Raw genomic sequence first — 25,947 nt, forward strand, 5'->3', positions numbered from 1 at the left:
CGCGGCTGCGCGCATTGATTCGCCAAGCGCAGCCCTGAGGCTTCAATAATCATGATCCTGATACGGATTTATGACACCGCGCGGCGCGGGAAGCCCTGCCTAGGCGATAACCGTTTGCGATGCAGGGATTGCAGCGAGCGCCTCGGCCAGCTTGTCGCGATCGAGTGGCTTGATCAGGAAGCCGTCCATTCCGGACTCAAAGCAAGCATAGCGATCGTCCACCAGTGTGTTCGCCGTCAGCGCGAGGATCGTCGTTCGCCGCGGGCTGCGTCCTGCTTCATGGGCGCGGATGCGCCTCGTCGCGGTGATGCCGTCGAGCTTCGGCATCTGGATATCCATCAGCACAACATCGTAGGGCGTGCCGGCGCTGTCGGCCGCGAGCCATGATTCAAGAGCCTGCTCGCCGTCGGTGGTGATGACCGGCCGATGACCGAGCCGCGTCAGCAGAGAGCGGATCAGCAGCGCGTTAATCTCGTTGTCTTCTGCCACGAGAATCGAAAGGGCACGCGACGTCTCTCCGGATGTTGCGATATCGGATACGTCAATCGGGGCGGCGGCGTCGTCGGGCAGGTCCGGCACCAGCGCTGCGCCGGAGGATGTCAGGCGTGCGGCCAGCGAGGCGGCGCGCAACGGCTTCACCAGATAGGCCGTATACAACGCGGTGATCGCAGGCGTCATGTCGCGGCGCTCCGCCGGCGTGAACATCGCGATCCGGTGGGCGGTATGGCGCAACGCCGCTTCGCCGAGATCGCGCAACTGCGTGTCGCCGCCGCTACAATCGACCAGCACGGCATACCATGATCGCTCGGGCAACAGCGCGCGTGCGATCGATGCGTCGGCCACGGTGCAGGTCTGCGCGCCCCAGCGCTCCAGACGCCGCGCGATCAGCGAGGCTTCGATGCTCTGCGGCGCCACCAGCATGATCGATTTATCGGTCAGGTCGGGTGCGATGAAGGTGGAAGCGGCGCTGTCGCCGCGGTCCGCGGCGGCAAGCGGTATCGAAAACGCGAATGTTGCGCCTTCGCCCTCGGCGCTCTCCAGCGTGATCCGCCCGCCCATGCGCCGAACGATGCGCTCGCTGATGCTGAGCCCGAGACCCGTGCCGCCGTAGTTGCGCGCGGTGCCCTCGGACGCCTGCTCGAACTCGCGGAAGATTCGCTGCTGTGCTTCCGGGGCAATGCCGATGCCGGTGTCGCGCACAAGGAACGACACTTCACCCGGCCAGATGCCCGGCTCGACAATCAGCGCGACACCGCCGGTCTGCGTGAACTTGATGGCGTTACCGGCGAGATTGAGCAGCACCTGGCGCAGCCGTGCTGCGTCGCCAATCACGTTCTGCGGCAGGCGCTCATCGACATAGGATGCGATCTCGAGCTTGCGCGCCTGCGCGCGCGGCGCCAGCAGTTCGGTGATGTCCTCGACCATGGCGGCGAGCGCGAAGGGGCGCTGTTCGAGGTCGATCTTGCCGGCTTCGATCTTGGAGAAATCGAGCAGTTCGTCGATCAGCGCCATCAGGGCGTCACCGGATGTTTTCACGGCCTTGGCGTAGGTAGCCTGCTCGGCGGTCAGCGTGGTGTCGAGCAGGAGGTTGCTCATGCCGAGGATACCGTTCAGCGGCGTGCGGATTTCATGCGACGCCATGGCGAGGAATTTCGACTTCGCGCGGTTGGCGGAGTTGGCAAGGTCGCGCGCTTCGGCCAGCGCGCGCTCGGTCTCGGCGCGGTCGGTGACGTCGCGGCCGACGCATTGCAGGTCGGCTGGCTGATGAGCGTCGCTGCGGATCAGGCCCTCGCGCCAGGCGATCCAGCGTGGACCCAGCGCACTGTCGATCTTCTGGTCATGGACGCGGGTGCCGTTCGGCTCGATGGCGATCGCGCCCTGCTCCAGCACGGGCAGGGTGAAACGCGTGCCGATCAGCGCCTCGCGCGGCTTGCGGGCCAGCGCGCAGTACGCGTCGTTGACCGAGGTGATGATGCCGTCGCCGTCCCGCAGGACGATCAGGTCGCTCTGAGACTCGAACAGGCTGCGGGCATGTTCCTCGGCGCTTTTCAGTTCCCAGTTGCGATCGACCAGCGATTCGTTGTGCATTTCGATCTTGCGCATCTTCTTGCGCAGCCAGCGCATCCGCATGCTGAGCGTTGCCAGCGCGACACAGGCCAACGCGAACAGGAAACTTGCGCCCAATGCAAAGGCGTGCGGATCGTAAGCTTCAGTCCGGCTTCCCGTAATGAATCCGTAGGCTCCGCCGAAGGTGGCGGAGAAGATCATCACAGAGCGGATCGTGATGCCCACCCACGGATGGCGGCGTCCAAAACGGCGGAAGCGCGATCTGATGCGCAAGGCTCGCAACATTAAGGGCCGCTCCGCGGTTGGGTGAAGGTCTGCGCGAGAATGTGTGGGGGATGTTTCGAAGTGTTTGAAGCGTCCGCGGATCGTCGGCGGCGATAAGAACGTGGCTAACGAGGCGTTAACGCCGGGTTTGGATCACATCGAGCGCTCGGCCATGCGGACGCGGCGTCCGGCGCCGACCACCAGCGCCGCGGCTTCGCGGGTGCTGAACGAGCGTGACTGCACGAAGATGCGGTAGTCCGCGTCGCGGTTCTGCGACAGGTAGATCACCGGCTCCGAAGCGGAGGCGTGGGCTGCGATGCTGACAAACGACGTGTCGCGGGTGACTGCGCAACTGTCGGTCTCGGCGGTCTGGGTGCCGTCGATCACGGTGAAGTCCGCCAGATCCGCGGTATCGACCACCTGAACCCGCACCGTCGCGGTTTCCGGATCGTCGGTGAAACTGACGCGAAGCGGGTTCTGCCAGGGCGCGGTGGCGATCTGCATCGAGGCGCGGCCGATCGCGATGCAGGGACTGGGGCTCGGGATCATCTCACCGCCGGCGACGACGCCGGCAAGCAACAACGGAACAGCCGAAGCCAGGATCTTTACACGCAACATGGACGCCACTCACTCACTCAACACGGTCGGTCGGCATGGTCTCGCGGACGGCCGGAGCGGCGGTCCGGATCATGCGCCAAAGCCGCCACGACAGGGCGGCTTATGGTTTTTGAAGTGTAAAGAGAGATCGTTACGGAACCGTTGTCGGGCGCTGATTTCGGTTACGCCGCGCGGCGCAGATCTTCCGCCAGCGCGCGATACGACAATGCTTCGGCAAGATGAAGCCGTCCGATGGTGTCCGCGCCGTCGAGATCGGCGAGGGTGCGCGCCACCCGCAGCACGCGGTGATAACCGCGCGCCGACAGCCGCATGGTTTCGGCGGCGTCGCGCAATAGTTTCTGTCCTTGCGCGTCAGGCTTCGCGATCTCTTCCAGCACGGCGGCAGGCGCCTCCGCGTTGGTGCGGATGTGCGGCAGGCCCAGTGCTGCGTAGCGCGCGATCTGAACCGCGCGGGCCGCAGCGACGCGTGCGGCGACTTCGGCGGAGCCCTCCGCAGGGGCTGGAAGAATCAGATCGGAGGCGGTGACGGCCGGCACCTCGATCCGCAGGTCGATGCGGTCCATCAGCGGGCCGGAAATGCGTCCCTGATAGTCTGCGGTGCAGCGGTCGATGCGTCCGCGCTTGCAGGAATAGCCGGGCTCGTAGGCATGTCCGCAGCGGCAGGGATTCATCGCCGCCACCAGCATGAAGCGCGCCGGATAAGTCACCCGATGGTTGGCGCGCGACACCGCGACTTCGCCGTTCTCCAGCGGTTGGCGCAGCGAATCCAGCACGCGCGCATCGAATTCGGGCAGCTCATCGAGGAACAGCACGCCGTGATGCGCCAGCGAAATCTCGCCGGGCTTGGCGCGCATGCCGCCGCCCGTCAGCGCGGCCATGCTGGCGGAGTGGTGCGGGGCGCGGAACGGACGCCGCGCTGTTAATGCACCGCCTTCGATTTCGCCCGCAACGGAGGCGATCATTGAAATCTCGAGCAGTTCGGAAGGCGACAGTGGCGGCAGGATCGAGGGCAGCCGCGCCGCCAGCATGGATTTGCCCGAACCCGGACTGCCGATCATCAGCAAATGGTGTCCGCCGGCAGCGGCAATCTCGAGCGCGCGCTTGGCGCTTTCCTGGCCCTTGATGTCGCGCAGGTCGAGCGCCGCAATCTGGCGTTCGGTGATCTTCGGTTCGGGCCGCGACAGAACCTGCGTGCCCTTGAAATGATTGGCGATCTGAATCAGCGATGCCGCGGCGACGATCTGAATCTCGGGGCTGGCCCATGCTGCTTCGGGACCACAGGCCGCGGGACAGATCAGTCCTTCGTCGCGTGCATTGGCGCCGATGGCTGCGGGAAGGACGCCGGCGACCGGCGCGATCGAACCATCGAGACCGAGTTCGCCCAGCACCGTAAAACCGTTCAGTGCATCGGGCGGGATTGCGCCGATGGCGGCCATCAGTCCGAGCGCGATGGGGAGATCGTAATGACTGCCTTCTTTGGGCAGGTCGGCGGGCGCGAGATTGACGGTGATTCGCCGGGCGGGCAGCGCCAAACCAGAGGCAATCAGGGCGGAGCGCACCCGCTCGCGTGCTTCGGAAACGGCTTTATCGGGCAGGCCGACGATGGAGAATGCGGGCAGTCCCGGCGCGACCTGAACCTGCACGTCCACCGCGCGGGCTTCGATGCCTTCAAACGCCACCGTGGATACGCGCTGAACCATTGCTCCCTCGCCCCCGCTGCAACCCTAGCAGGAACTTTTGCCAGCGCAAGAACATTTAGGGAACAGAGAATCACCAACGAATCTCCGGCAGCTGGGCGGAAGCACCATCATTACAGTTCTTGAAGGACTTTCTTGCAGCATTGGTGGATGCGCCTGTAGCGTCTGGGTCCAATCCCTGTAGTCAAATTGCACTTTGGGTTATTCGGCAAACCGCCCTCCGGTCCCCAGCCGGTAGGGCGAGTGTCGTAAGCACCGCTAGCCTGCGAGGGCGAAATCGCGTGCGCCCATTATTTTTAGAAACTTTGAGGTCACTCCATTGAGCCACAAACAATGAGCTTGGCGTTCGAAAAGCCGGACATTCGCTACGTTCTGTATGTAGATGAAGCTGGTGATCCCGGCTTGGCGAGAATCCAGCCAATGGATGCCAACGGCGCAAGTGAATGGCTGTCGATTGGAGCTGTACTCGTCAGACAAGAACGTGAACGAGATACTGTCTCCTGGGTTCAAGAAATACGGCAACTCATAAATGCAACGCAAAGACCCGATCTCCACTTCCGAGGCTTAAACGCAGCACGAAAAGCGCTGTTGTGCGATCATCTCGCTAAGCTCCCTCTTAGATGCTTCGCGTTGCTTTCTAATAAGAAGAACATGTTGCGCCATCAAAATGAGCGTGTTCAAGCGGCCCGACCGTTTAACCAAGAGTGGTTCTATAATTGGTGCATCAGGCTACTGCTGGAGCGCGTGACCGATTTCGTTGAGGCTGATGCGCTGAAGACTTATGGGAGCGCAAAGCATCTGCAAGTCGTGTTCAGCGAGCGAGGGGGTATGCGATACGGCCAAACGGCCGCGTACCATGATTTGCTCAAAGAGCAGGCGCGCTCTAACTCTACGTTGCTTAACAAGCGCACGATAAAATGGAAGGTGTTACATCCGGCGAGCAATAGGATTATAGCGCACGCGAAAAACGCCGGTGTGCAGCTAGCCGACGCCGTCGCGAGTTCGTTTTATCAGGGAGCGAATACGCTATCGGTTTCCACGTGGGACCCGGCCTTTGCGAAGATGTTGAAGCCCGTAATCCCGACCGAAAACGGTCGGCATGCTGACTATGGCGTCACACTTCTTCCAGTTTGGCACAAGGCGAAACTGACCTCAGACCAAGAACAGCTATTCAGATTCTATGGCTACCCGATCAAGTGAAGGCGGCGGGCCCCGGACTTGTTTGCGCTAGAGGCTTTCTAGGCTTCCATCCGTTGGGAAACCGTCCTGCCAGCTGCCTTGCAATCTAGTTGAAGGCCAAGTGTGTTCCAGCGTATCCCGCCTATTCCGAATCATGCCAGAATCATCGTTTTGAATCAATGTGTTACTAAGTAGCTGATAGGAATCAGCTTTCTCGAACGGGAGATAGCCTCCCGAAAAAGATTGGTGCGGCAGCGGCGATCACCGCTGCCGCTGATCGGTTCCGGGTCAGCCTAGAGATTCATGATCATCGGCTCGGCGATGTAGCGGAAGCCGTCGCCGGCCTTGACCACATGGCCGTAACCCGGCCACGGGAAATGGTAGGACATCACCGCGGTTTTGTTGGCCGCGATCATGTCCAGCAGTTTGACGCGCGTGGCGGCGGCCATCTTGGGATCGGAATCGTAGGCGAATTCCATCCGCGGCCGCTCCAGCAGCAAGATCTGATGGTGCGTGAGATCGCCGAGGAAGGCGAACGACTTCCCGTCCGACTGGATCATGAAAATGTGGTGGCCGAAGGTGTGGCCGGGTGCGGCGATGGCCGTCACGCCGGGCAGGAATTCCTGTCCGTCCTTGAAGAACACGATCCGGTCGCGCACCGGCATCAGGTTCTTGCGGGCGTGGATGATGAAATCCTTGAGCGGCCCGTCCAGCTTCTTTTCGTCGGTCCAGAATTCCAGATCGGCCTGGCTGATATAGACCTGCGCGTTCGGAAACAGCGGCTTGCCGCCCGCATCGACGATACCGCCGATATGATCGATATGCGCGTGCGAGCAAACGATCGCATCGACGTCTTCCGGCTTGAGGCCGGCTTCGGTGATGCTCTTCTGCAAACGTCCGGTGGTCGGTCCGAACAGCTTCGAGGTGCCCATGCCGGTGTCGAACAGGACCACGCGCTCGCCGAAGTTCACGATCGGCGCGTTCTGTTCGAGAACGACGTTGCTGGGGCTCAGAAAATTATCGGTCAGCATCTTCTGCACGTCTTCCTTCGGAACGCCGAGGAACGTGCCTGATGGGTCGCCGAGCGGCAGGGGTCCGTCGGACACCACGGTGACTTCCGCGCTGCCGAGCGTGAAGCGATGAAAATACGGAGCCTGCGTGCCGAGCTTGGGTGCGCGCGCCAGGGCGCTACCGCTCATCATCGTTGTGCCAAGTCCGACACCAAGTCCGGCGCCAAGAGCAAGGAGAGATCGTCGCGAAACATCTGTCGTCATGCGTTCCTCCGTTGAATTTTGTTGTTGGTCGTTGGTTGTCGCGGCGGCGATTATGCGGCTCGTTTTCGCGCACTGGCAAGCGGGTGTAGATGACCCCGCGCCGCAATGCGCCGGGCGCGCTCCAACGTTGCCAGTGATGTGAATCGAGATGACTTGAAAATCAGGCGGATTGGCTGGCGGCCTGAGTGCTCATGCCGGGAACGAGGGTTGCGGCATTGGCGTCGAGTCCGGCGAGCTTAGGCGAAATGCGTAGCCCGAACACATGCGGAAAACGCATGATCTCGACATCGAAGTCCGCCACGGTCACGGGCGTCGCCGCAGCGGCGGATTTCGGCGCGTACAACCGGCCCCAGATATCGACGCCGGCGAATTGCGGAAGCTGGGTCAGGCGGATGTTGCCGATGTTGCCGTCATAGTTCAGCAGCTGCCGTGCGCGATCGTTCATCATGACGATCCAGCCATCGACAGTATGTCCGGCGTCGTTGGTGATCGGCGATGCGATGACCATGGCGTCCGGCGCGGTGCGGAACAGATGGTCGTAGACCTCGAGCTGATAGCTGATCAGTTCCGAATAGATCACCAGCATGACGATGTTGTCGGTGACCTTGATCGGCAGCACCAGCCGCTGCCAGAGCTGACCGCTCTGCGAGCGGCCGCCGGTGTAGCGGATGAAGGCGGGGGTCATGCGCTTGGCGACTTGCCGGTACACGTCCCTGAATTCATCCCGGAGGGGATTGGTCAGCTGGGAGAGCAGGGAGCCCGCAAGCTTCTCGCGGGCCGCAGCCTGGATGGCCTCGCCGACATAGACGTAGGCGAAATCGTCGCCCACGCCGATCATGTGAATGGAATTGGCGCGCAGTTCGTAGCTGCATTCCTCGGTCAACCGCTGAAGCGTCAAATCGTTGGTATCGTTCAGAGTTTTCCATTTGACCCACAGGAATTCCAGCGCGGCCGTGGTCAGTTCACGCGGGATCGAGGTACCGTTGAAAACTTCAATTGCCATGGGTCATGCCTGTTCGGTGCACGCATACCGCGTATCCGGCAGCAGCGCACGCCTCCGGCGCCAGATTGGCAGAAGGTGGTCAGCAATTGATTAAACTGTAGTCAGGCAGTCAGGCGCGTTTGGCTGAAATCGCGTCCCAGATCATGGCCGCAACGTCGGGGCCGCCGAGCCGGGCGATGGCCCGGATGCCGGTCGGCGAGGTGACATTGATCTCCGTCAGGTGGCCGTCGATCACGTCGATGCCGACGAACAGCAGCCCGCGCTCGCGCAGCGCCGGGCCGAGCCGAGCGCAGATTTCGCGCTCGCGCGGCGACAGGTCGGTGGATTGCGCAGCGCCTCCGCGCACCATGTTGGAGCGCAGATCGTCCGCCGCCGGCACGCGGTTCACGGCGCCGGCAAATTCGCCATCGACAAGGATGATGCGCTTGTCGCCGTGTTTGACCTCGGGGAGGAAGCGCTGGATCACCCACGGTTCGCGGAACGTCACCGAGAACATGTCGTAGAGCGAGCCGAAATTCATGTCGTTCGGCGTGATGCGAAACACCGCGGCGCCGCCGTGTCCATACAGTGGCTTCATCACCACGTCGCCATGCTCGGCGCGGAAGGCGTTGATCTCGTCCTTGTCGCGCGAGATCAACGTCGGCGGCATCAGGTCCGCGAACTCCATCACGAAGATCTTTTCCGGCGCATTGCGCACGCTGGCCGGGTTGTTGACGACCAGCGTTTTCGGATGAATGCGCTCGAGGAAGTGCGTGGTGGTGATGTAGGCGAGATCGAACGGCGGATCCTGCCGAAGAAGAATCACATCGAAGGATTCGAGATCGACGCGCGTGGCATCGCCCAGCGTGAAGTGATCGCCGTCCTCGTCGCGCACTTTCAGCGGCTGCACGGTTGCGATCAACTGTTCGCCCTTCAGGGAGAGTTTCTCGGGCGTATAATAGGCCAGCGCATGGCCGCGCTTCTGCGCCTCCAGCAACAGGGCGAATGTCGAGTCGCCGCGAACATTGATCCGCGCGATGGGGTCCATCTGGACGGCGACTTTCAGCTTCATGATTCAAATCCGACTGTTGATCTGTTGCGGCGGCAATCTGTGCGATTTCAGTCCGCGTTGCCAGAGGTTTTGCACGCAACCCTGCCGTTCACCCGCTGGCGTCGAATGCCGCCATCAGGTGGCGTGGCAGGTGTTTCGGCGCAATCAGCACGACATCGAACCGCATCTCGAAAGTCGCATGTTCAGGGCGCGCCATCAGCCAGGCCTGGGCCGCGGCGACGATCCGCTGCTGCTGTTGCGGGGTCACCGAATAGGCCGCGTCGTCCAGCGTTGCGCGTGCCTTGACCTCGACGAAAGCCAGCAGGCCGCGCCTGCGCGCAACAATGTCGATCTCGCCGTAAGGGGTGCGGAAGCGCCGCGCCAGAATGCGATAGCCCTTGGCGATCAGGTAAACACAGGCGCGGCTTTCGGCGGACAGGCCGGTCTGGAACGCGGCGACGCGCGCAGGCGAGGGAATTTTTGCGCGCGCCTTCGATAATTTCGGCGGCGGATCACTATCCGTCATCGCCATCCTTCGAGAGCTCAAGCGCGCGGGCATAGATCTCGCGGCGCGGCCGCCCGGAGACTTCCACGGCGTGGGCGACGGCATCCTTGACGCTGCCGCGTGCCAGCGAGGTCCGCAACAGATCGTCGAGCGCGTCGTCGTTCATCAGCCCTGCGTCGGCGGCGGGCGGTCCGATCACCAAGACGAATTCGCCGCGCGTCTCCAGCGTATCGGAGATTGCCGCCAGTTCTGACACGGTCGCGCGGCGGACCTCTTCATGCAGCTTGGTCATTTCACGGCAGATCGCGGCGTCGCGTTCGCCCATGATGCTCGCAAGATCGTGCAGGCACTCCTGCACCCGCGCGCCGCTTTCGAACATCACCAGCGTGGCGTCGATGCGCGCAAGCTCGGCGATGCGTGTGCGGCGTGCATTTTGTTTCGACGGCAGGAAACCCTCGAAGAAAAATCGATCCGTCGGCAATGCGGCGACCGAAAGCGCTGCCAGCACGGACGATGGCCCCGGCAATGCGATCACCGGAAAACCCGCCGCGCTGACCTCGCGCACCAGCTTGAACCCGGGGTCGGAAATCAGCGGCGTGCCGGCGTCCGACACCAGCGCAATGGACGATCCGCGCGCGAGCGCTTCCAGAATTTTCGGCCGCGCCTGCTCGGCGTTGTGCTCATGATACTGTTTGAGCGTCGCGGTGATGGAGAACCGTTCGATCAGCCGCCGCGTGATTCGGGTGTCTTCGCACGCGACGATATCGACGCCCGCAAGCGTCTCCAGCGCGCGCAGCGTGATGTCGCCGAGATTGCCGATCGGCGTTGCCACCAGATAGAGCCCCGGCGCAGCCTTCGGCGCGCTGACGAGGTGCCCAGCCACCGCAAAGGTACGGGCAGGACTGTCGGGTTCGGGCGATGAGGCGGGAACATTCTTGGTGCGCATGGTGGGCAATCTAGTGTCCCGAATCCGAAGTTCGCACTAATTTCCAGCACCTTTCGTAGCGAACTTCGGATTCGAAAGGACTAGAAAGTTATAACTCCAGGGTGGCTTTGGTTCGCAAGTCCGCTACGGAGTTGCTGCCCGGCAAGGCGGACTTGCGAACCGCCACACTAGCGCCGAGGGACCGCTACGTCTTGTTCGCAGCTGCAAACAGTCCGGCGGTATTCTTGCGCGCCTGAGGGGTGCGGAAAAGCTTTTGTTCTGGTTAACTTATAGCCGACAATATGCCTGAATCCTCTTCCAGATGTGTCCGAGGATCAATGCCCGGAAGAGAAATGATGGTTGCGCCGTTCACTCCTAAGCCTTCACGCAGCGGCGCCACCCGTCGCAGCGCGGTCGGCCTGATTCTGGGTGCGCCGCTCGTGGCCGGGTGCGCCGGCATGCAATCTCCGTTCTCCGGCGGCGAGCAACCTGCCGGTCCGCAACAACAGCCGTCGGCGGTCGGAAGCGGCCAGGTCAAGGTCGGCCTGTTGTTACCGCTGTCCGCGGCCGGTAACGCCGGTCTGGCCGCGCAGTCGATGCGCAACGCCGCCGAACTGGCGCTCGCGGAATTTCAGAATCCGAATCTCCAGCTTCTGATCAAGGACGACAACGGCACGGCGCAGGGCGCGCAACAGGGTGCGCAGCAGGCGGTCGATGAGGGTGCCGAAATCATTCTCGGGCCGCTGTTCGCGCAATCGGTGCCGGGCGCGGCGCAAATCGCGCGCAACCGCGGCATTCCGCTGATCGCGTTCTCGACCGACTCGAGCGTCGCCGGGCGCGGTGTGTATCTGCTGAGCTTCCTGCCTGAATCCGACGTCAACCGCATCGTCGACTACGCCGCGGGCACCGGAAAGCGGTCCTTCGCGGCGTTCCTGCCCGAGAACGCCTACGGCAATGTGGTTGAGGTTGCGTTCAAGCAGGCGGTTGCGCGCAAGAACGGCCGCATTGTTGCGTTCGAGAAATACGGCGCCGATCGCACGCAGAGCGCGGCGACCATCGTGCAGGCGCTGGCGAGCGCAGATTCGTTGCTGCTGGCTGATGACGGCGACGCACTGGTCGGCGTCGCGGACACGCTGGCCTCCAGCGGCGCCGATCTCAAGCGCGTACAACTGCTCGGCACGGGGCTGTGGGACAATCCGCGCGTGTTCGCCAATACCAATCTGCGCGGCGGGCTCTATGCCGCGCCGGACCCGTCGGGTTTTCGCGGCTTTTCGGCGCGCTACCGCGCCAAATACGGCGGCGATCCGGTTCGCACCGCGACGCTGGCCTATGACGGCGTTGCGCTGGTCGCGGCCCTGGCGCGAACCCAGGGCGGCCAGCGTTTTTCGCCCGACGTTCTCACCAACCCGTCAGGCTTTGCGGGCATCGACGGACTGTTTCGTTTCCGCAGCGACGGCACCAACGAGCGTGGTCTCGCGGTGATGCGCGTCGGTTCGAGCGGCGGTGCGATTGCGGCAGGCTCGCCGAAGAGCTTTGGGGCGTAACAGTCCGCGTGAATTCTCAGCATCGTCATTGCGAGGAGCGCTTGCGACGAAGCAATCCAGTTCTTTATTTTTACTTCTGGATTGCTTCGCTTCGCTCGCAATGACGAGTGTGGAATTAAGCCGCCAGATCCGCCACCACGGCGTCCAGCACCGGAAAACCCTGCATCGTCACGCGTACGCGGCCATCGGGATCGACGGTGATCGCGCCTTCGTCCTGCAGGATCTCGATGCGCCTTGGGTCGAGCGAACGTCCCGACAACGCCCGGTAACGCACCGGATCGATGCCCTCCACCAGCCGCAGTCCCATCAGGAGATATTCGTCGGCACGCTCTTCGCTGTTGAGAAGCTCGTCGGTGATCACGCCATGGCCCTGCGCCTCGACGCGCATCAGCCAGGTCTCCGGACGCTTCTCGGTGGCGATGGCGTGGCGGATGCCGTCGATATCGATGCGGCCATGCGCGCCGGGACCGATGCCGGCGTATTCCTGCCCGCGCCAGTAAACCAGATTGTGCTTGCACTCCGCGCCGGGCCGCGCGTGGTTGGAAATCTCATAGGACGGCAGGCCGAGTTTGGCGCAGACATCCTGCGTCACATCGTAAAGCGCGCGCGCCACCGCTTCGTCGGGAATCTTCAGCTTGCCGGCGGCATGCAGCCCGAAGAACGGCGTCTCCGGCTCGATGGTGAGCTGATACAGCGACAGATGCTCGGCGGCTTCCGACACCGCGAGCTTCAGTTCCTCTTCCCACATCTGCGGCGTCTGGTCGGGCCGCGCATAGATCAGATCGAACGAGTAGCGATCGAACGCCGAGCGAGCGATGGCGACAGCATCCAGCGCCTCACGCGCGCTGTGCAAACGTCCGAGCGCTTTCAGCGAGGCATCGTCCAGCGCCTGCACGCCGAGTGATACGCGGTTCACACCGGCCGAACGATAACCCTTGAAACGCGTGGCCTCGACGCTGGTCGGATTGGCTTCCAGCGTCACCTCGACATCGCTGGCGACGCTCCAGTGTCGGGCGATGGAATTGAGAATCGCGCCGACGGTCTGCGGCTGCATCAGCGACGGCGTGCCGCCGCCGAGGAAGATCGATGTGACCTCGCGGCCCGGTGTGCGCGCGGCGGTGGTCTCGATCTCGCGCTCGAACGCGCGCGCGAAACGAAACTCGTCGATCGGCGCATGACGCACATGGCTGTTGAAGTCGCAATACGGGCACTTCGACAGGCAGAACGGCCAGTGCACGTAGACGCCGAACGCCTGTTTCGCAGCGGTGCTCATGTGAGGCAGATCTCCGCGAGCTTCACGAAGGCTTTCGCGCGATGCGACAGGCCCATGCCATGCGGCGGCAGGCCATGCTTCTCGATGCTGGTCATTTCGCCAAAGGTGCGGCTGTGCCCGTCCGGCAGAAACGCCGGATCGTAACCGAAGCCCGCGGTGCCGCGCGGCGGCCATACCAGCGTGCCGTCGACGCGCGCTTCGACGTCCTCAAAATGTCCGTCCGGCCATGCGACGCACAGCGCCGAGACGAAATGCGCACTTCGCTGCGCAGGCTCCTTCGCGCCGCGCTCCTGCAGCAGGCGCTCGATCTGCGACATGGCGGCGAGAAAATTCTTGTCCTCGCCGGCCCAGCGCGCCGAATAGATTCCGGGCTGTCCGTCGAGCGCATCGACCGCCAGCCCCGAATCGTCCGCGAACGCCGGAAGCTGCGTCGCCTTCGCCGCCGCCACGGCCTTGATGCGGGCATTGGCTTGGAACGTTGTGCCGGTCTCATCCGGCTCAGTGAGGCCGAGTTCCGCCGCCGACACCGCTTCCACGCCGTAAGGCGCAAGCAGTTCGCGCATCTCGGCGAGCTTGCCGGGATTGTGGGTCGCGATCACAAGGCGGCCGGTGATTCGGCGATGATCACTCATGCGCAATGCTTATCCTCAGGCGACGCAGTTGAAAGCGGTAAAATTACGCCACCGCCATTTTTTGCAGGTCCACCAGCCGGGCGATGCCCTTCTGGGCCAGCGCCATCAGGTTGAGGAATTCCTCCTGCGAGAACGGCGTCTTTTCGGCGGTGCCCTGGACCTCGATAATGCGGCCGTCGCCGGTCATGACGAAGTTCGCGTCGGTCTCGGCGTCGGAGTCTTCCGCGTAGTCGAGGTCGAGCACCGGCGTACCGTTGTAGATTCCGCACGAGATCGCGGCGACGTTGTCGCGCAGCACGTTCTCGTTCTTCAGCATGTTGCGGGCCTTCATCCACTGCAGGCAATCCGCCAGCGCGACCCACGCGCCGGTGATCGCCGCGGTGCGGGTGCCGCCGTCGGCCTGGATGACGTCGCAGTCCACCGTGATCTGGCGTTCGCCCAGGGCAACGAGGTCCACGGTGGTGCGCAGCGAGCGGCCGATCAGCCGCTGGATTTCGACGGTGCGGCCGCTTTGTTTTCCGGCGGCGGATTCACGGCGCATGCGCTCGTGGGTCGCGCGCGGCAGCATGCCGTATTCGGCGGTGACCCAGCCGCGGCCCTGACCCTTCAGCCATGGCGGCAGACGGTCTTCCAGCGTGGCGGTCACCAGCACGTGGGTGTCGCCGAACTTCACCATGCAGGAACCTTCGGCGTATTTGACCACACCCCGTTCCAGTGTGACGGGGCGCAGTTCGTCGGGCGCGCGACGGCTTGGCCGCATGGGAAAATCCTCCGAAAACATGGGAAATGTCGATTTGGCGCTGCTTTTAGGGGGTTGGGGTCGCAGCGGCAAGGGCTATGCAGCTGCGTATCCGGTCATCTCAATTGTCATTGCGAGGAGCGGGGCGACGAAGCAATCCAGTTTGTCGCCAAAGGGCTCTAGATTGCTTCGCTTCGCTCGCAATGACGCTGAACTTGCTGATAATGCCGCTTGTCATGTCGCTGTCCGAGGGACAAGTGTAGGGCGCAGAACCGATTTGGAGCCGGATTTGGCCCACCACGAGCCGACAGGTCATCTGATCACGCCGAACGCCGGGCTGGCGCAGCTCAACGAGCGGTCGCGGGATATTTTTCGTCAGATTGTCGAGAATTATCTGGCCACCGGCGAGCCGGTGGGCTCGCGCAACATCTCGCGCCTGATCACCATGCCGTTGTCGCCGGCCTCCGTGCGCAACGTGATGTCGGATCTCGAGCAACTGGGGCTGATCTACGCGCCGCATACGTCGGCGGGCCGGTTGCCGACCGAACTGGGACTGCGCTTTTTCGTCGACGCGCTGATGCAGGTCGGCGATCTGACCGAGCCGGAACGGCAGTCGATCGAGACGCAACTCAAATCCGTCGGCGGTGCTTCTTCAGTCGAAGCCGCGCTGAGCGAGGCTTTGACGCGATTGTCGGGTCTGACGCGTGCGGCTGCGGTCGTGCTGACGGCGAAGGCGAACGTGCGGCTTAAGCATATCGAATTCGTGCGGCTGGAGCCGACGCAGGCGCTGGTGGTGCTGGTGGCGGAAGACGGCCAGGTCGAGAACCGCGTGCTGCCGCTGCCCCCAGGCGTGCCGTCATCGGCACTGACCGAAGCTTCGAATTTTCTCAATGCACGGATTCGCGGACGCACGCTGGCCGAAGCGCGCAGCGAACTCGAAACCGCGCTGACAACGAGCCGCGGCGAGCTGGATCAGCTCACGCAGAAAGTCGTCGCAGCGGGCATCGCAAGCTGGTCGGGCGGCGCCAGCGACGAGCGCCAACTGATCGTGCGCGGTCACGCCAATCTGCTGGAAGATCTTCATGCGATGGAGGATCTCGAACGGGTGCGGCTGCTGTTCGACGACCTCGAAGCCAAGAAGGGTGTGATCGATCTGCTCGGCCGCGCCGAGCGCGCCGACGGCGTGCGGATTTTCATCGGCTCGGAGAACAAGCTGTTCTCGCTGTCCGGCTCCTCGACCATCATCGCACCCTATCGCGACGGCGCGGGCCACATCGTCGGCGTGCTCGGCGTGATCGGTCCGACGCGGCTGAACTACGCGCGGGTCATTCCGATGGTCGATTATGCCGCCCGGATTGTCAGTCAGCTGATCGGCAAATAGCGCGTTAGCGCTTGATTTTCCGCGCCTAAAGCACGATATGCGGGCTAACAATCCCACATGATCGAGACGATTTGCTGAAAAGGTGAGTTATGGCCAATACCAATGGGCGCAAGGAACAATCGGAGGCCGCCGCCGCGCAGGACAGCGCGAACGGTTCCGTGACCGACAAGGAGCCTGTGGTCTCAAAGCCTTACGTGATGCCTGACGATCCTGAAGAAGGGTCGGTCGAAGCGCTCACCAAGGAAGTGGCCGAGGCAAAGGATCGTATGCTGCGCACGCTTGCGGAGATGGAAAATCTGCGCAAGCGGACCCAGCGCGAAGTCACCGACGCGCGGACCTACGGCATCACCGCATTCGCGCGTGACGTGCTCGACATCGCCGACAATCTGCAGCGCGCGCTGGATGCCGTGCCGATGGAAGCACGCGAGGCGGCCGATCCCGGCCTCAAGGCGTTGATCGAGGGCGTCGAGCTGACCGAGCGTTCGCTGCACAAGACGCTGGAGAAAAACGGCGTGCAGAAGCTCGATCCGCTCGGCGAGAAGTTCGATCCGAACTTCCATCAGGCGATGTATGAGGTGCCGGATTCGTCGGTACCGACAGGCACCGTGGTGCAGGTCGTGCAGGGCGGCTACACCATCGGCGAGCGCGTGCTGCGCCCGGCGCTGGTCGCGGTCGCCAAGGGCGGCGCGAAGGTGGCGCCCGCCGCCGCGCAGGAATAGTTTTAACGCGGGTCGATGCCGTCGCGCACCGCGCGAAAGCGCGGAAACGCCTTCGGCCAATCGTCGCGCGTCGCGCTTGCGATGATGCGCAGCGACGTGCCGCCGCCGAATCTCAGCCACTGCACCACGGTGACCGGCGTGTCGTTCTTGCCGGTGACAGCCTCGATTCGCGTCTCGTACCCGGCGGAGCCGTCAATCCGCTGCGGCTCGTTCGAAATGATGCGCGCATTGCGAAGGCCCGGAATGGCGGCGGCGGTCTGTTGCGCAAAGCGTCCGCGATCGTCCGGCGACGCGGGGGCAGCCGCGGTCAGGCCGATCACCATGTAGGGTGCACCGTCGAGCGTGGTGTCTTCCGTGCCGTCGGTCAAAAGGATCGACGAGCGCGGCGCCAGCGTGCGAACGGTCTTGAAATCACTGAGTTCGCCGATCTTGAACGGCATCAGGCTGAGCTGTTCCTCGGTCGGCACGTCATTGCGCAGCTTCGCCGAGGCGAGCATCTTGCGCATGGCGTCGTCGGATAGCGGCTTCTCTGCATCCTCGCGCGCCTGCGCGATGATGTAGCCGGTGAACTTCTCGCCGGAGATGATCACCGAGTACATCTTGATCGTGGTCGCGCCGTCCTTGCCGGTATCCGAGGTAATGAACGCCTTGCCTGCCGCGGTCTCAAAGGCTTCCGGCTTGGAGCCTGCCGCGGGAGACTTGCCTTCCTTTACGGCAGTCTCGACCGTTGCAAAGGCCGCGGGCGGGATCTCGGCGAGCCCGACCTTGATCTTCTGGTCCGCGGATTCGAACCCCATAAATTCCTTGGCCACGGCGAGCCCTTCGGCGGGCACCAGCCCGACGCGCGCGCCTGAGGGGAATACGGGGTCGGCGGCAAGAGCCGGCGAGGCGGTGACAATGGAGACGATGGCGAGAACGCGGACGATCGTTTTCATGAGACCTGACTGATGTCGTATTGAGGCGGTTCAATGGTCGGACACGGCGCGAGGCGGCCCGGTCTGTTCGGGGCGTAACTGTTTCTGCGCCGGGCCAACAGATCAAGGCCCGAATCGTTGCAAATTGACGCATTCGCCGCCGTTCCCCGGAGCCTGGCGGCGGATGCGGAAATTCCATTTTCCCGGCTGTTTACAAGGGCTGGTCCTTGCAGGGGCATGCCCCCCTCCTATATGAGGCGGAGCGTCGCGACGTCGCGAATATTTGATATTGGGGGTTTGGATTGGTGCGCCGTCAGGGCCCGGCCAACCTGCCGCAAAAAGAAGGATTAGAGGACCATGGGAAAGGTCATTGGGATCGATCTCGGCACCACGAATTCGTGCGTCGCCGTGATGGATGGCAAAACACCAAAGGTAATCGAGAACGCCGAGGGCATGCGGACGACCCCGTCCATCGTTGCCCTCACCGACGATGGTGAGCGCCTCGTCGGCCAGCCGGCCAAGCGCCAGGCTGTGACCAATCCGGAAAAGACCATCTTCGCCGTGAAGCGCCTCATCGGCCGCCGTTACGACGATCCGACGGTCGAAAAGGACAAGAAGCTCGTCCCCTATAAAATCGTGAAGGCCGGCAACGGCGACGCATGGGTCGAGGCCGACGGCCAGACCTATTCGCCTTCGCAGGTCTCCGCTTTCATTCTGCAGAAGATGAAAGAGACCGCGGAAGCCCATCTCGGCCAGAAGGTCGATCAGGCGGTCATCACCGTTCCTGCCTATTTCAACGACGCCCAGCGTCAGGCCACCAAGGATGCCGGCAAGATCGCAGGCCTTGAAGTGCTGCGCATCATCAACGAGCCGACCGCGGCTGCGCTCGCTTACGGTCTCGACAAGACCAAGCAGGGCACCATCGCGGTGTACGATCTCGGCGGCGGCACCTTCGACGTGTCGATCCTCGAGATCGGCGACGGCGTGTTCGAAGTGAAGTCCACCAACGGCGACACGTTCCTCGGCGGTGAAGACTTCGACATGCGCCTCGTCAGCTATCTGGCCGACGAATTCCAGAAAGAGCAGGGCATCAACCTGCGCAACGACAAGCTTGCCCTGCAGCGCCTGAAAGAGGCCGCTGAAAAGGCCAAGATCGAATTGTCGTCGACGACGCAGACCGAAATCAATCTGCCGTTCATCACCGCGGATGCAACCGGTCCGAAGCATCTGACCATGAAGCTCACCCGCGCCAAGTTCGAAGCGCTGGTCGACGATCTGATCCAGAAGACAGTCGAGCCTTGCCGCAAGGCCCTGAAGGATGCCGGTCTGTCGGCTGCCGAGATCAACGAGGTTGTTCTGGTCGGCGGCATGTCGCGCATGCCAAAGGTGCAGGAAGTCGTGAAGCAGCTGTTCGGCAAGGAGCCGCACAAGGGCGTCAACCCGGACGAAGTCGTTGCCATCGGCGCCGCGATTCAGGCCGGCGTGCTGCAGGGCGACGTCAAGGACGTGCTGCTGCTCGACGTCACGCCGCTGTCGCTCGGCATCGAAACGCTGGGCGGTGTGTTCACGCGCATCATCGAGCGCAACACCACGATCCCGACCAAGAAGAGCCAGGTATTCTCGACTGCCGAGGACAATCAGGGTGCGGTGACCATTCGCGTGTTCCAGGGTGAACGCGAGATGGCGGCCGACAACAAGATGCTTGGCCAGTTCGACCTGATGGGAATTCCGCCCGCGCCGCGCGGCATGCCGCAGATCGAGGTCACGTTCGACATCGACGCCAACGGCATCGTCAACGTGTCGGCAAAGGACAAGGCGACCAACAAGGAACAGCAGATTCGCATTCAGGCGTCCGGTGGACTGTCTGACAGCGACATCGAGAAGATGGTCAAGGACGCCGAGGCCAATGCGGCCGAGGACAAGAAGCGCCGCGAGGCGGTCGATGCCAAGAACCATGCCGACGCGCTGGTGCATTCCACCGAGAAGGCGCTGGCCGAGCATGGTGCGAAGGTCGGCGAGCCCGAGCGCAAGGCCATCGAAGACGCGCTGGCGGATCTGAAGGAAGCCCTGAAGGGCGAAGATCCGGAAGCCATCAAGACCAAGACCAATACGCTGGCGCAGGCTTCGATGAAGCTCGGCGAAGCGATGTACACGCAGCAGGCCGAGGCGGACGCCGCCAAGGATGCCGCGAAGGACGATGTCGTTGACGCCGAGTTTACCGAAGTCGACGACGATAAGACCAACAAGAAGTCCGCGTAACCAGTCCACGATCAGCCTCCCCTTCAAGGGGAGGCTTTTCGCGGAGAACCGAACCACAGATCCAGACTCGCATGACCCAGATCAGCCATGTCTAAGGCCTGCTATTACGAGACGCTGGAAGTCGAACGTTCTATCGACGAAGCCGGACTGAAGTCGGCCTTCCGCAAGCTCGCCATGAAATGGCACCCGGACAAGAATCCGGGCGATCCGTCCTGCGAGCACAAGTTCAAGGAAATTTCCGAAGCCTACGAAATCCTCAAGGACGGCAACAAGCGTGCCGCCTACGACCGCTATGGCCATGCCGCGTTCGAGCAGGGCAACGGCGGCGGCCACGGGGCCGGGTTCGGTGCGGGCTTTGCGTCCTCGTTCTCCGACATTTTCGAAGACCTGTTCGGCATGGCCGGACAGCGCGGCGGCCGTGGCGGCCGCGAGCGCGGCGCGGACCTGCGCTACAATATGGAAATCACGCTGGAGGAAGCCTTCTCCGGCAAGACCGCGCAGATCAACATTCCGGTCGCGGTGACCTGCGAGACATGCTCCGGCACCGGCGCCAAGGCGGGCACCAAGCCGAAGACCTGCTCGATGTGCGGCGGCGCAGGCCGTGTTCGCCAGGCGCAAGGTTTCTTCACGCTGGAACGCACCTGCCCCGGCTGTCAGGGCCGTGGCCAGATGATCGAGACGCCGTGCGGCTCCTGCTCGGGGCAAGGCCGCGTGCAGAAGGAGCGCACGCTGTCGGTCAATATTCCGCCGGGCGTCGAGGACGGCACCCGCATTCGCCTTTCCGGCGAGGGCGAGGCGGGCGTGCAGGGCGGTCCTGCGGGCGATCTCTACATTTTCCTGTCGCTGGCTTCGCACAAGTTCTTCCAGCGCGACGGCGCGGACCTGCATTGCCGCGTGCCGGTGTCGATGGTGACCGCGGCGATGGGCGGCGAATTCGAAGTGCCGACCATCGATCAGGGCAAGACCAAGGTGAAAGTGCCGTCGGGCACCCAGTCCGGCCGCCGCTTCCGCGTTGCCTCGAAGGGCATGCCGGTGCTGCGTTCCCGGCAGATGGGCGACATGTACGTCCAGGTCGTGGTCGAGACGCCGCAGAACCTCACCAAGAAGCAGAAAGAGCTGCTGGCGGAGTTCGAAAAGCTGTCGTCCGGCGAAACCCAGCCCGAAGCGGCCGGATTCTTCAAAATGGTCAAGGACTTCTTCGGAACCCGCGCCAATACGCCATAGTGGGTCTGCTTGACGCTTTTTGCTTGCGTCTGTACCCATTTGTGAAGGAAATTTGACGCCTCGCCCGTCCCCGGGCTCCGTTGGAAGTATCATGGCCCCCCAGTCCACTGCGCGTGCGTTGAAAAAGCCGCTTCGTCTCGACGACGAGGTCCGCTTCCTCCGCTCCTGGATTGAAAAGCCCCTGCACATGGGCGCGGTGATGCCATCCAGCAAGGCGCTGGCGCGCACGGTCGCGCGTTACGTCGATCCGCATTCCGACGGACCTGTCATCGAACTTGGGCCCGGCACCGGCGCCATCACCGATGCGCTGATCGCGCACGGCGTTGCCGAGAAGCGTCTGGTGCTGGTGGAGTTCGATCCGGGCTTCTGTGCGCTGCTGCATGAGCGCTATCCGCAGGCGACCGTGATTCAGGGCGATGCCTATAGTCTCGACCTGACACTGGCGGAACTGAAAGAGCCCGCCGCCGCGATGGTGTCCGGCCTGCCGCTCGTCACCAAGCCGATGCTGGTTCGCCTCAAGCTGATGCGCGACGCGTTCCTGAAAATGGAAGCGGGTGCGCCCTTCATCCAGTTCACCTATTCGGTGGCGCCGCCGATTCCGAAATCCTTGCCGGGAATCCGCACCCAGGCCTCCGAGCGGGTCTGGATGAACCTGCCGCCCGCGCGGGTCTGGGTTTATCGCAAGGGCTAAATTTTCTTAGCTAGCGGGATCGGACTCCCTCTCCCCAGCGGGGAGAGGGTTGGGGTGAGGGGACCTAGATTTATCGATAGATTCTACGCCCTCACCCGGCACGCTTCGCGTGCCGACCTCTCCCCACGGGAGAGGTGACAAGAAGAGGCGAGCGGGGCCGCGCCTTTTGCGTCTCAAAATCCGCCAAGCTATAAACCTGTCGCGCCTTCGCCCTGTCCGGAGGTGACAGGGACATCATGGCCGCGCTGAAAATCCTCGTCATTCCCGGCTCGCTGCGCACTGGCTCGTTCAACGCGCGACTGGCCGCCGTGGTGGTCAAGGAACTGGCGCTGCTCGACGTCGACGTCACGCTGATCTCGCTCAGCGATTATCCGCTGCCGATCTACGACGGCGACCTTGAAGTGAAATCCGGCGTGCCGGCCAACGCCGTCAATCTCAAGCGGATGATCGGCGCGCATCACGGCGTTTTCATCGTCAGCCCGGAATACAATTCCTCGGTGCCGCCGCTGCTGAAGAACAGTATCGACTGGGTGACGCGGGTGCGCGACCGCAATGAGACGTTCGGCCAGGTGTTTCGCGAGCGCGCCTTCGCGATCGGGGCGGCGTCCGACGGAAAATTCGGCGGGCTGCGCGTGCTGATGGCGCTGCGCCAGGTTCTGGCGCTCGGCTGCGGCGCGACGGTGGTGCCGAAACAGATGGCGCTGTCGTTTGCGGGTCAGGCGTTCGACGACATGGATCGCCTGAAAGATCCGGCCGACGCCGAATTGCTGCGCGGGACCTTGCGCCAGTTGATCGACACCTCCCAACAGATGATGTGAGTCGTTATGAAGCCCACCCATGTTGAGTCCCGCGACCGGCTGATCGTTGCGCTCGATCTTTCCAGCGTCGAGGCGGCAGAAGCGCTGATCGCGCGGCTTGGCGACAGCGTGACGTTCTACAAGATCGGCTACCAGCTTGGTTATGCCGGCGGGCTTGCGCTGGTGCCGAAACTGGCGGAGCGCGGCAAGAAGGTGTTCGTCGATCTCAAGCTGCACGACATCGGCAACACGGTTGCCAAGGGTGTCGAGAGCATCGCCAAACTCGGCGCAACCTTTCTGACGGTGCATGCCTATCCGCAGACCATGAAGGCGGCGGCCGAGGCGCGCGGCTCGTCCCTGAAAATTCTCGCGGTCACGGTTCTCACGTCCTACGACGACGACGACCTGCACGCGGCAGGTTTTCGCTTCGGCGTCTCCGACCTGGTCGAGGCGCGCGCGCTGCAGGCGCAGGCGCTCGGCATCGACGGTCTGGTGTGTTCCGGCGAAGAGGCTGCGACCGTGCGCGGCATCGTCGGCGCGCAGATGGCGCTGGTGACGCCGGGCATCCGTCCCGCAGGCAGCGCGGTCGGTGACCAGAAGCGTATCATGACGCCGGGCCGCGCCATCGCGGCGGGCGCGGATTATCTTGTGGTCGGACGGCCGGTGGTGGAAGCCGCCGATCCGAAAGCGGCGGCGGAGGCCATCGTCGCCGAAATCGTTCAGGCTGGCGGCTGAAATCAAAAAAGGGAGAACAACAATGCCCAAGGGTTACTGGATCGCGCGCATCGACGTTCACGACCTCGAGGCCTATAAAAGGGATTACGTCGCGCACAACGGCGCGGTGTTCAAGAAGTACGGCGCGAAGTTTCTGGTGCGCGGCGGCATCCATGAAGCGCATGAAGGACCGGCGCGCTCGCGCAACGTCGTGATCGAGTTCAAGGACTATGAGACCGCGCTGGCCTGTTACCGCTCGCCGGAATATGCCGATCTGATCGCCAAACGCGCTCCGCATTCCAACGGCGAGATCGTCATCATCGAAGGCTATGACGGCCCGCAGCCGTAAGTGCAAATGTGATCCGTCTGAATTGATGGATGCTCTCTCCGGTCATTCCCGCGAAAGCGGGAATCCAGCAGCTCGGAACACTGGGTCCCCGCTTTCGCGGGGACGAGCGGAGATGAAAGCTAGGTAGCTTACTTCCCCATTCCGTTCTCGGGCACGATCAGCGGCACGAATCCGAACACGTGGCTGCTGTCGGGATCGACCAGCACGCGCACAGCGTGAACCAGCGTGTCGCCATAGACCATCAGCTTGTTGACGCCGGGTATCGGCTTGCCCTTACTGTTGCGCAGCGGCGCGATTGAAAAATAGTGCTCGTCGCCATGGATCAGCAGCACCGGCTTGCCGAAGCTTGTCGCGCCGGCCTCGATGGCGTCGAGCATTCTGGTAAAGCCGGACTGACGCGGCATCGCCCCGTTCGGGAATCGCGCTTCGTTGAACTCCGCCTGCATGAACAGCACCGCGGCCTTGGCGTTGTCGGCCTTGGCCTTGGCGAAGCTTGCATCGATCCAGGCGACGTTGGCCTTGTCGCGGGCGAAGAACTCCGTCACCGCTTCAGGGTCATGCGCCTCGAAGCCATTGTTGGAGCCCGGCACATTCGCCGTCAGGAACATCACGCCGTTTGTCGCGAAACGCGTGTTCTCCACGTAGGTTGAAAATTCCGGCATCAGCAGCGCCTGGCTCTCCACATCGAGCGGGGTCTTGCCCAGGGACTTCGTCGGTGTCGCGAAAAACATCTCGCGCAGCTTCATAAGCCGCTCGCGCGGATTGTAGCCGCCGGCTGCCGTGCGATGGCAGTCGATCCATTCGTTGTCGCCGATGGTGTAGACCACCGCGCCTTCGAAGGTCTGGATCTGATCGTAGGATGTTTTCAGAACCTCGTCGCTGCACGGCAGCGCCCCGGACTTGATGTCGCCCACGTGCAGGGTGAAGGCGGGCTTCAGCGCGTTGACCGCCGCGATCAGCCGGTCGAACTTCGTGGTGTCGTCCGGCAGATTGTAGGGCATGTCGCCGAGTGCCACGAACGAGAACGCGTTGTCGCCGCCGATCCGCTCCGCCGCCGACGCAGGCATCAACGAGGTTGCGATCGTGAGCATCGCGGCGGTGACGGCAGGGAGCAGGCGCATGGGTGGTTTCCTTCGGGGTGTCCCTCAATAGGTCCGTCGCGTGACCCTTGCATGACTCCCGGCAGGGCTGTCCAGCCGCGCAAGGCAGGCGGCTGCGCCGGGAGGCTGCGGTTGCCGCCGTGCCCCCGCGCCGCTATACCGCCAAAGTAGTTTCTGAAACGGGTTTTGAGGGCTGGAAATGGCCGATATGCGCCTGATCGTTGCTGGAGCCGGGGGCCGGATGGGCCGGACCCTGATCCGCGCCATTGCCGAGACGGAGGGCGTCACGCTCGCCGGCGCGCTGGAAGCGCCGGGCTCTGAGTTGCTGGGCCAGGATGCCGGCGTGCTCGCCGGGCTTCCCGCCAACGGCGTCGAACTTTCCGGCGACCTCTGGACCCTGTCGAAAAACGCCGACGGCATTCTCGACTTCACCGTGCCCGCCGCGACCATCGCCAATGTCGCCATTGCCGCCCAGCGCGGCATCGTCCACGTCATCGGCACCACCGGCCTGTCGGCGTCGGACAACGCGGTCATCAAGAGCGTGACCTCGCAGGCCATCGTCGTGCAGTCCGGTAACATGAGCCTCGGCGTCAATCTCTTGGCCGCACTGGTGAAGCAGGTATCGAAGTCGCTCGATGAGGATTTCGACATCGAGATTCTCGAAATGCACCACAGGCAGAAGATCGACGCGCCGTCGGGCACCGCTTACCTGCTCGGGCAGGCGGCGGCGGACGGACGCGGCATCGATCTCGCGCAGCGCTCGGTGCGCTCGCGCGATGGATATACCGGCGCGCGCAATCCGGGCGACATTGGTTTCGCGACACTGCGCGGCGGCACCGCCACCGGCGATCATACCGTGATCTTCGCAGGTCCCTATGAACGCATCGAGCTTGCGCACAAGTCGGAGGATCGCATGATCTTCGCGCGCGGCGCGCTGAAGGCGGCGATGTGGGCGCAGGGCAAGAAGCCCGGACATTATTCGATGACCGACGTGCTCGGTCTCAGCAGCAGCTAGGAAAATCGGATCACCGTCATTGCGAGCGCAGCGA

At 63.2% G+C, this 25,947-nt stretch carries 24 protein-coding genes; 11 read left to right on the forward strand and 13 right to left on the reverse strand.

Annotated features, from left to right (window positions below; translation table 11 throughout):
* Nucleotides 1–99: 99 nt before the first annotated feature.
* From YH63_RS07585 to YH63_RS07595, 3 genes are all read right to left on the reverse strand, one after another.
* Complete coding sequence (locus YH63_RS07585) at nucleotides 100–2,352, reverse strand: ATP-binding protein (protein ID WP_046828127.1); 2,253 nt, start codon at nucleotides 2,350–2,352, stop codon at nucleotides 100–102.
* A 132-nt stretch (nucleotides 2,353–2,484) separates the two neighbouring features.
* Nucleotides 2,485–2,949, reverse strand: coding sequence for a hypothetical protein (locus YH63_RS07590; protein WP_046828126.1), 465 nt, complete (start codon nucleotides 2,947–2,949; stop codon nucleotides 2,485–2,487).
* 161 nt (nucleotides 2,950–3,110) lie between these two features.
* On the reverse strand, nucleotides 3,111–4,649 hold the full coding sequence (locus YH63_RS07595) for a YifB family Mg chelatase-like AAA ATPase (RefSeq protein WP_046828125.1): 1,539 nt from the start codon (nucleotides 4,647–4,649) through the stop codon (nucleotides 3,111–3,113).
* A gap of 330 nt (nucleotides 4,650–4,979) precedes the next feature.
* On the opposite strand from YH63_RS07595, the gene YH63_RS07600 reads away from it, so the two are divergent.
* Nucleotides 4,980–5,846 carry a DUF3800 domain-containing protein gene (locus YH63_RS07600; RefSeq protein ID WP_046828124.1) on the forward strand — a complete coding sequence of 289 codons (867 nt, stop codon included), beginning with the start codon at nucleotides 4,980–4,982 and terminating at the stop codon, nucleotides 5,844–5,846.
* 272 nt (nucleotides 5,847–6,118) lie between these two features.
* Here YH63_RS07600 and YH63_RS07605 read toward each other — a convergent pair whose 3' ends face one another.
* The 5 genes from YH63_RS07605 to rsmI all read right to left on the reverse strand — a co-directional run bounded on the left by YH63_RS07605 (nucleotide 6,119) and on the right by rsmI (nucleotide 10,583).
* Nucleotides 6,119–7,099, reverse strand: coding sequence for an MBL fold metallo-hydrolase (locus tag YH63_RS07605; RefSeq protein ID WP_046828123.1), 981 nt, complete (start codon nucleotides 7,097–7,099; stop codon nucleotides 6,119–6,121).
* A gap of 160 nt (nucleotides 7,100–7,259) precedes the next feature.
* Nucleotides 7,260–8,102 carry a hypothetical protein gene (locus YH63_RS07610; RefSeq protein ID WP_046828122.1) on the reverse strand — a complete coding sequence of 281 codons (843 nt, stop codon included), beginning with the start codon at nucleotides 8,100–8,102 and terminating at the stop codon, nucleotides 7,260–7,262.
* A gap of 109 nt (nucleotides 8,103–8,211) precedes the next feature.
* Complete coding sequence (gene gshB, locus YH63_RS07615; RefSeq protein WP_046828121.1) at nucleotides 8,212–9,153, reverse strand: glutathione synthase; 942 nt, start codon at nucleotides 9,151–9,153, stop codon at nucleotides 8,212–8,214.
* Nucleotides 9,154–9,241: 88 nt separating this feature from the next.
* Nucleotides 9,242–9,664: a YraN family protein gene (locus tag YH63_RS07620; RefSeq protein ID WP_046828120.1), complete on the reverse strand. Its 423-nt coding sequence runs from the start codon at nucleotides 9,662–9,664 to the stop codon at nucleotides 9,242–9,244.
* Entirely contained in the window at nucleotides 9,648–10,583 is a 936-nt protein-coding gene (rsmI, locus tag YH63_RS07625; protein ID WP_046828119.1) for a 16S rRNA (cytidine(1402)-2'-O)-methyltransferase, read from the reverse strand. Before rsmI ends, YH63_RS07620 begins: the two co-directional genes overlap by 17 nt.
* Nucleotides 10,584–10,918: 335 nt before the next feature.
* On the opposite strand from rsmI, the gene YH63_RS07630 reads away from it, so the two are divergent.
* Nucleotides 10,919–12,106 (forward strand): penicillin-binding protein activator, encoded by a 1,188-nt coding sequence (locus YH63_RS07630; RefSeq protein WP_046829682.1) that lies wholly within the window; start codon nucleotides 10,919–10,921, stop codon nucleotides 12,104–12,106.
* Nucleotides 12,107–12,221: 115 nt separating this feature from the next.
* Here YH63_RS07630 and hemW read toward each other — a convergent pair whose 3' ends face one another.
* Genes hemW through rph form a run of 3 tightly spaced genes read right to left on the reverse strand, consistent with a single transcriptional unit; the run spans nucleotide 12,222 to nucleotide 14,771 of the window.
* The gene (hemW, locus tag YH63_RS07640) at nucleotides 12,222–13,379 is read right to left on the reverse strand and encodes a radical SAM family heme chaperone HemW (RefSeq protein ID WP_046828118.1); all 1,158 of its coding nucleotides are present in this window, start codon (nucleotides 13,377–13,379) and stop codon (nucleotides 12,222–12,224) included.
* Complete coding sequence (gene rdgB, locus YH63_RS07645; RefSeq protein ID WP_046828117.1) at nucleotides 13,376–14,011, reverse strand: RdgB/HAM1 family non-canonical purine NTP pyrophosphatase; 636 nt, start codon at nucleotides 14,009–14,011, stop codon at nucleotides 13,376–13,378. The genes hemW and rdgB overlap by 4 nt, the downstream gene beginning before the upstream one ends.
* Before the next feature lie 43 nt (nucleotides 14,012–14,054).
* Nucleotides 14,055–14,771 carry a ribonuclease PH gene (gene rph / locus YH63_RS07650; protein WP_046829681.1) on the reverse strand — a complete coding sequence of 239 codons (717 nt, stop codon included), beginning with the start codon at nucleotides 14,769–14,771 and terminating at the stop codon, nucleotides 14,055–14,057.
* 268 nt (nucleotides 14,772–15,039) lie between these two features.
* Between rph and hrcA the strand changes: the two genes are divergently transcribed.
* Together hrcA and grpE are read left to right on the forward strand one after the other, a co-directional pair.
* Nucleotides 15,040–16,131, forward strand: coding sequence for a heat-inducible transcriptional repressor HrcA (hrcA, locus tag YH63_RS07655; protein ID WP_046829680.1), 1,092 nt, complete (start codon nucleotides 15,040–15,042; stop codon nucleotides 16,129–16,131).
* Between the two features lie 89 nt (nucleotides 16,132–16,220).
* A complete protein-coding gene (grpE, locus tag YH63_RS07660; protein ID WP_046828116.1) occupies nucleotides 16,221–16,850 on the forward strand; it encodes a nucleotide exchange factor GrpE in 630 nt (209 codons plus the stop codon).
* Between the two features lie 2 nt (nucleotides 16,851–16,852).
* On the opposite strand, the gene YH63_RS07665 is transcribed toward grpE, so the two are convergent.
* Nucleotides 16,853–17,785, reverse strand: a complete 933-nt coding sequence (locus YH63_RS07665; protein ID WP_046828115.1) for a hypothetical protein — start codon at nucleotides 17,783–17,785, stop codon at nucleotides 16,853–16,855.
* Nucleotides 17,786–18,121: 336 nt separating this feature from the next.
* On the opposite strand from YH63_RS07665, the gene dnaK reads away from it, so the two are divergent.
* From dnaK to YH63_RS07695, 6 genes are all read left to right on the forward strand, one after another.
* Nucleotides 18,122–20,023 carry a molecular chaperone DnaK gene (gene dnaK, locus YH63_RS07670; protein WP_046828114.1) on the forward strand — a complete coding sequence of 634 codons (1,902 nt, stop codon included), beginning with the start codon at nucleotides 18,122–18,124 and terminating at the stop codon, nucleotides 20,021–20,023.
* 87 nt (nucleotides 20,024–20,110) lie between these two features.
* Nucleotides 20,111–21,247: a molecular chaperone DnaJ gene (dnaJ, locus tag YH63_RS07675; protein WP_046828113.1), complete on the forward strand. Its 1,137-nt coding sequence runs from the start codon at nucleotides 20,111–20,113 to the stop codon at nucleotides 21,245–21,247.
* Between the two features lie 91 nt (nucleotides 21,248–21,338).
* Entirely contained in the window at nucleotides 21,339–21,938 is a 600-nt protein-coding gene (locus tag YH63_RS07680; protein WP_046828112.1) for a class I SAM-dependent methyltransferase, read from the forward strand.
* A gap of 236 nt (nucleotides 21,939–22,174) precedes the next feature.
* On the forward strand, nucleotides 22,175–22,756 hold the full coding sequence (locus YH63_RS07685) for an NADPH-dependent FMN reductase (RefSeq protein WP_046828111.1): 582 nt from the start codon (nucleotides 22,175–22,177) through the stop codon (nucleotides 22,754–22,756).
* A 6-nt stretch (nucleotides 22,757–22,762) separates the two neighbouring features.
* A complete protein-coding gene (gene pyrF / locus YH63_RS07690) occupies nucleotides 22,763–23,470 on the forward strand; it encodes an orotidine-5'-phosphate decarboxylase (RefSeq protein WP_046828110.1) in 708 nt (235 codons plus the stop codon).
* A 22-nt stretch (nucleotides 23,471–23,492) separates the two neighbouring features.
* Entirely contained in the window at nucleotides 23,493–23,798 is a 306-nt protein-coding gene (locus tag YH63_RS07695) for a DUF1330 domain-containing protein (RefSeq protein WP_046828109.1), read from the forward strand.
* Nucleotides 23,799–23,926: 128 nt separating this feature from the next.
* Here the strand turns inward: YH63_RS07695 and YH63_RS07700 are convergent, their stop codons facing one another.
* Nucleotides 23,927–24,919 (reverse strand): membrane protein, encoded by a 993-nt coding sequence (locus YH63_RS07700; protein ID WP_046828108.1) that lies wholly within the window; start codon nucleotides 24,917–24,919, stop codon nucleotides 23,927–23,929.
* Between the two features lie 178 nt (nucleotides 24,920–25,097).
* On the opposite strand from YH63_RS07700, the gene dapB reads away from it, so the two are divergent.
* Nucleotides 25,098–25,913, forward strand: coding sequence for a 4-hydroxy-tetrahydrodipicolinate reductase (gene dapB / locus YH63_RS07705; protein ID WP_046828107.1), 816 nt, complete (start codon nucleotides 25,098–25,100; stop codon nucleotides 25,911–25,913).
* Nucleotides 25,914–25,947: the final 34 nt, after the last annotated feature.

It is taken from the genome of Afipia massiliensis (genome assembly GCF_001006325.2).
Taxonomy (GTDB): Bacteria; Pseudomonadota; Alphaproteobacteria; order Rhizobiales; family Xanthobacteraceae; genus Afipia; species Afipia massiliensis_A.

Excerpts from the sequence above, each read along its gene's own strand:
- YH63_RS07585 (WP_046828127.1), bottom strand. The coding sequence starts at position 2,352 with ATGTTGCGAGCCTTGCGCATCAGATCGCGCTTCCGCCGTTTTGGACGC.
- YH63_RS07590 (WP_046828126.1), bottom strand. The coding sequence starts at position 2,949 with ATGTTGCGTGTAAAGATCCTGGCTTCGGCTGTTCCGTTGTTGCTTGCC.
- YH63_RS07595 (WP_046828125.1), bottom strand. The coding sequence starts at position 4,649 with ATGGTTCAGCGCGTATCCACGGTGGCGTTTGAAGGCATCGAAGCCCGC.
- YH63_RS07600 (WP_046828124.1), top strand. The coding sequence starts at position 4,980 with ATGAGCTTGGCGTTCGAAAAGCCGGACATTCGCTACGTTCTGTATGTA.
- YH63_RS07605 (WP_046828123.1), bottom strand. The coding sequence starts at position 7,099 with ATGACGACAGATGTTTCGCGACGATCTCTCCTTGCTCTTGGCGCCGGA.
- YH63_RS07610 (WP_046828122.1), bottom strand. The coding sequence starts at position 8,102 with ATGGCAATTGAAGTTTTCAACGGTACCTCGATCCCGCGTGAACTGACC.
- gshB (WP_046828121.1), bottom strand. The coding sequence starts at position 9,153 with ATGAAGCTGAAAGTCGCCGTCCAGATGGACCCCATCGCGCGGATCAAT.
- YH63_RS07620 (WP_046828120.1), bottom strand. The coding sequence starts at position 9,664 with ATGGCGATGACGGATAGTGATCCGCCGCCGAAATTATCGAAGGCGCGC.
- rsmI (WP_046828119.1), bottom strand. The coding sequence starts at position 10,583 with ATGCGCACCAAGAATGTTCCCGCCTCATCGCCCGAACCCGACAGTCCT.
- YH63_RS07630 (WP_046829682.1), top strand. The coding sequence starts at position 10,919 with ATGGTTGCGCCGTTCACTCCTAAGCCTTCACGCAGCGGCGCCACCCGT.
- hemW (WP_046828118.1), bottom strand. The coding sequence starts at position 13,379 with ATGAGCACCGCTGCGAAACAGGCGTTCGGCGTCTACGTGCACTGGCCG.
- rdgB (WP_046828117.1), bottom strand. The coding sequence starts at position 14,011 with ATGAGTGATCATCGCCGAATCACCGGCCGCCTTGTGATCGCGACCCAC.
- rph (WP_046829681.1), bottom strand. The coding sequence starts at position 14,771 with ATGCGGCCAAGCCGTCGCGCGCCCGACGAACTGCGCCCCGTCACACTG.
- grpE (WP_046828116.1), top strand. The coding sequence starts at position 16,221 with ATGGCCAATACCAATGGGCGCAAGGAACAATCGGAGGCCGCCGCCGCG.
- YH63_RS07665 (WP_046828115.1), bottom strand. The coding sequence starts at position 17,785 with ATGAAAACGATCGTCCGCGTTCTCGCCATCGTCTCCATTGTCACCGCC.
- dnaK (WP_046828114.1), top strand. The coding sequence starts at position 18,122 with ATGGGAAAGGTCATTGGGATCGATCTCGGCACCACGAATTCGTGCGTC.
- dnaJ (WP_046828113.1), top strand. The coding sequence starts at position 20,111 with ATGTCTAAGGCCTGCTATTACGAGACGCTGGAAGTCGAACGTTCTATC.
- YH63_RS07680 (WP_046828112.1), top strand. The coding sequence starts at position 21,339 with ATGGCCCCCCAGTCCACTGCGCGTGCGTTGAAAAAGCCGCTTCGTCTC.
- YH63_RS07685 (WP_046828111.1), top strand. The coding sequence starts at position 22,175 with ATGGCCGCGCTGAAAATCCTCGTCATTCCCGGCTCGCTGCGCACTGGC.
- pyrF (WP_046828110.1), top strand. The coding sequence starts at position 22,763 with ATGAAGCCCACCCATGTTGAGTCCCGCGACCGGCTGATCGTTGCGCTC.
- YH63_RS07695 (WP_046828109.1), top strand. The coding sequence starts at position 23,493 with ATGCCCAAGGGTTACTGGATCGCGCGCATCGACGTTCACGACCTCGAG.
- YH63_RS07700 (WP_046828108.1), bottom strand. The coding sequence starts at position 24,919 with ATGCGCCTGCTCCCTGCCGTCACCGCCGCGATGCTCACGATCGCAACC.
- dapB (WP_046828107.1), top strand. The coding sequence starts at position 25,098 with ATGGCCGATATGCGCCTGATCGTTGCTGGAGCCGGGGGCCGGATGGGC.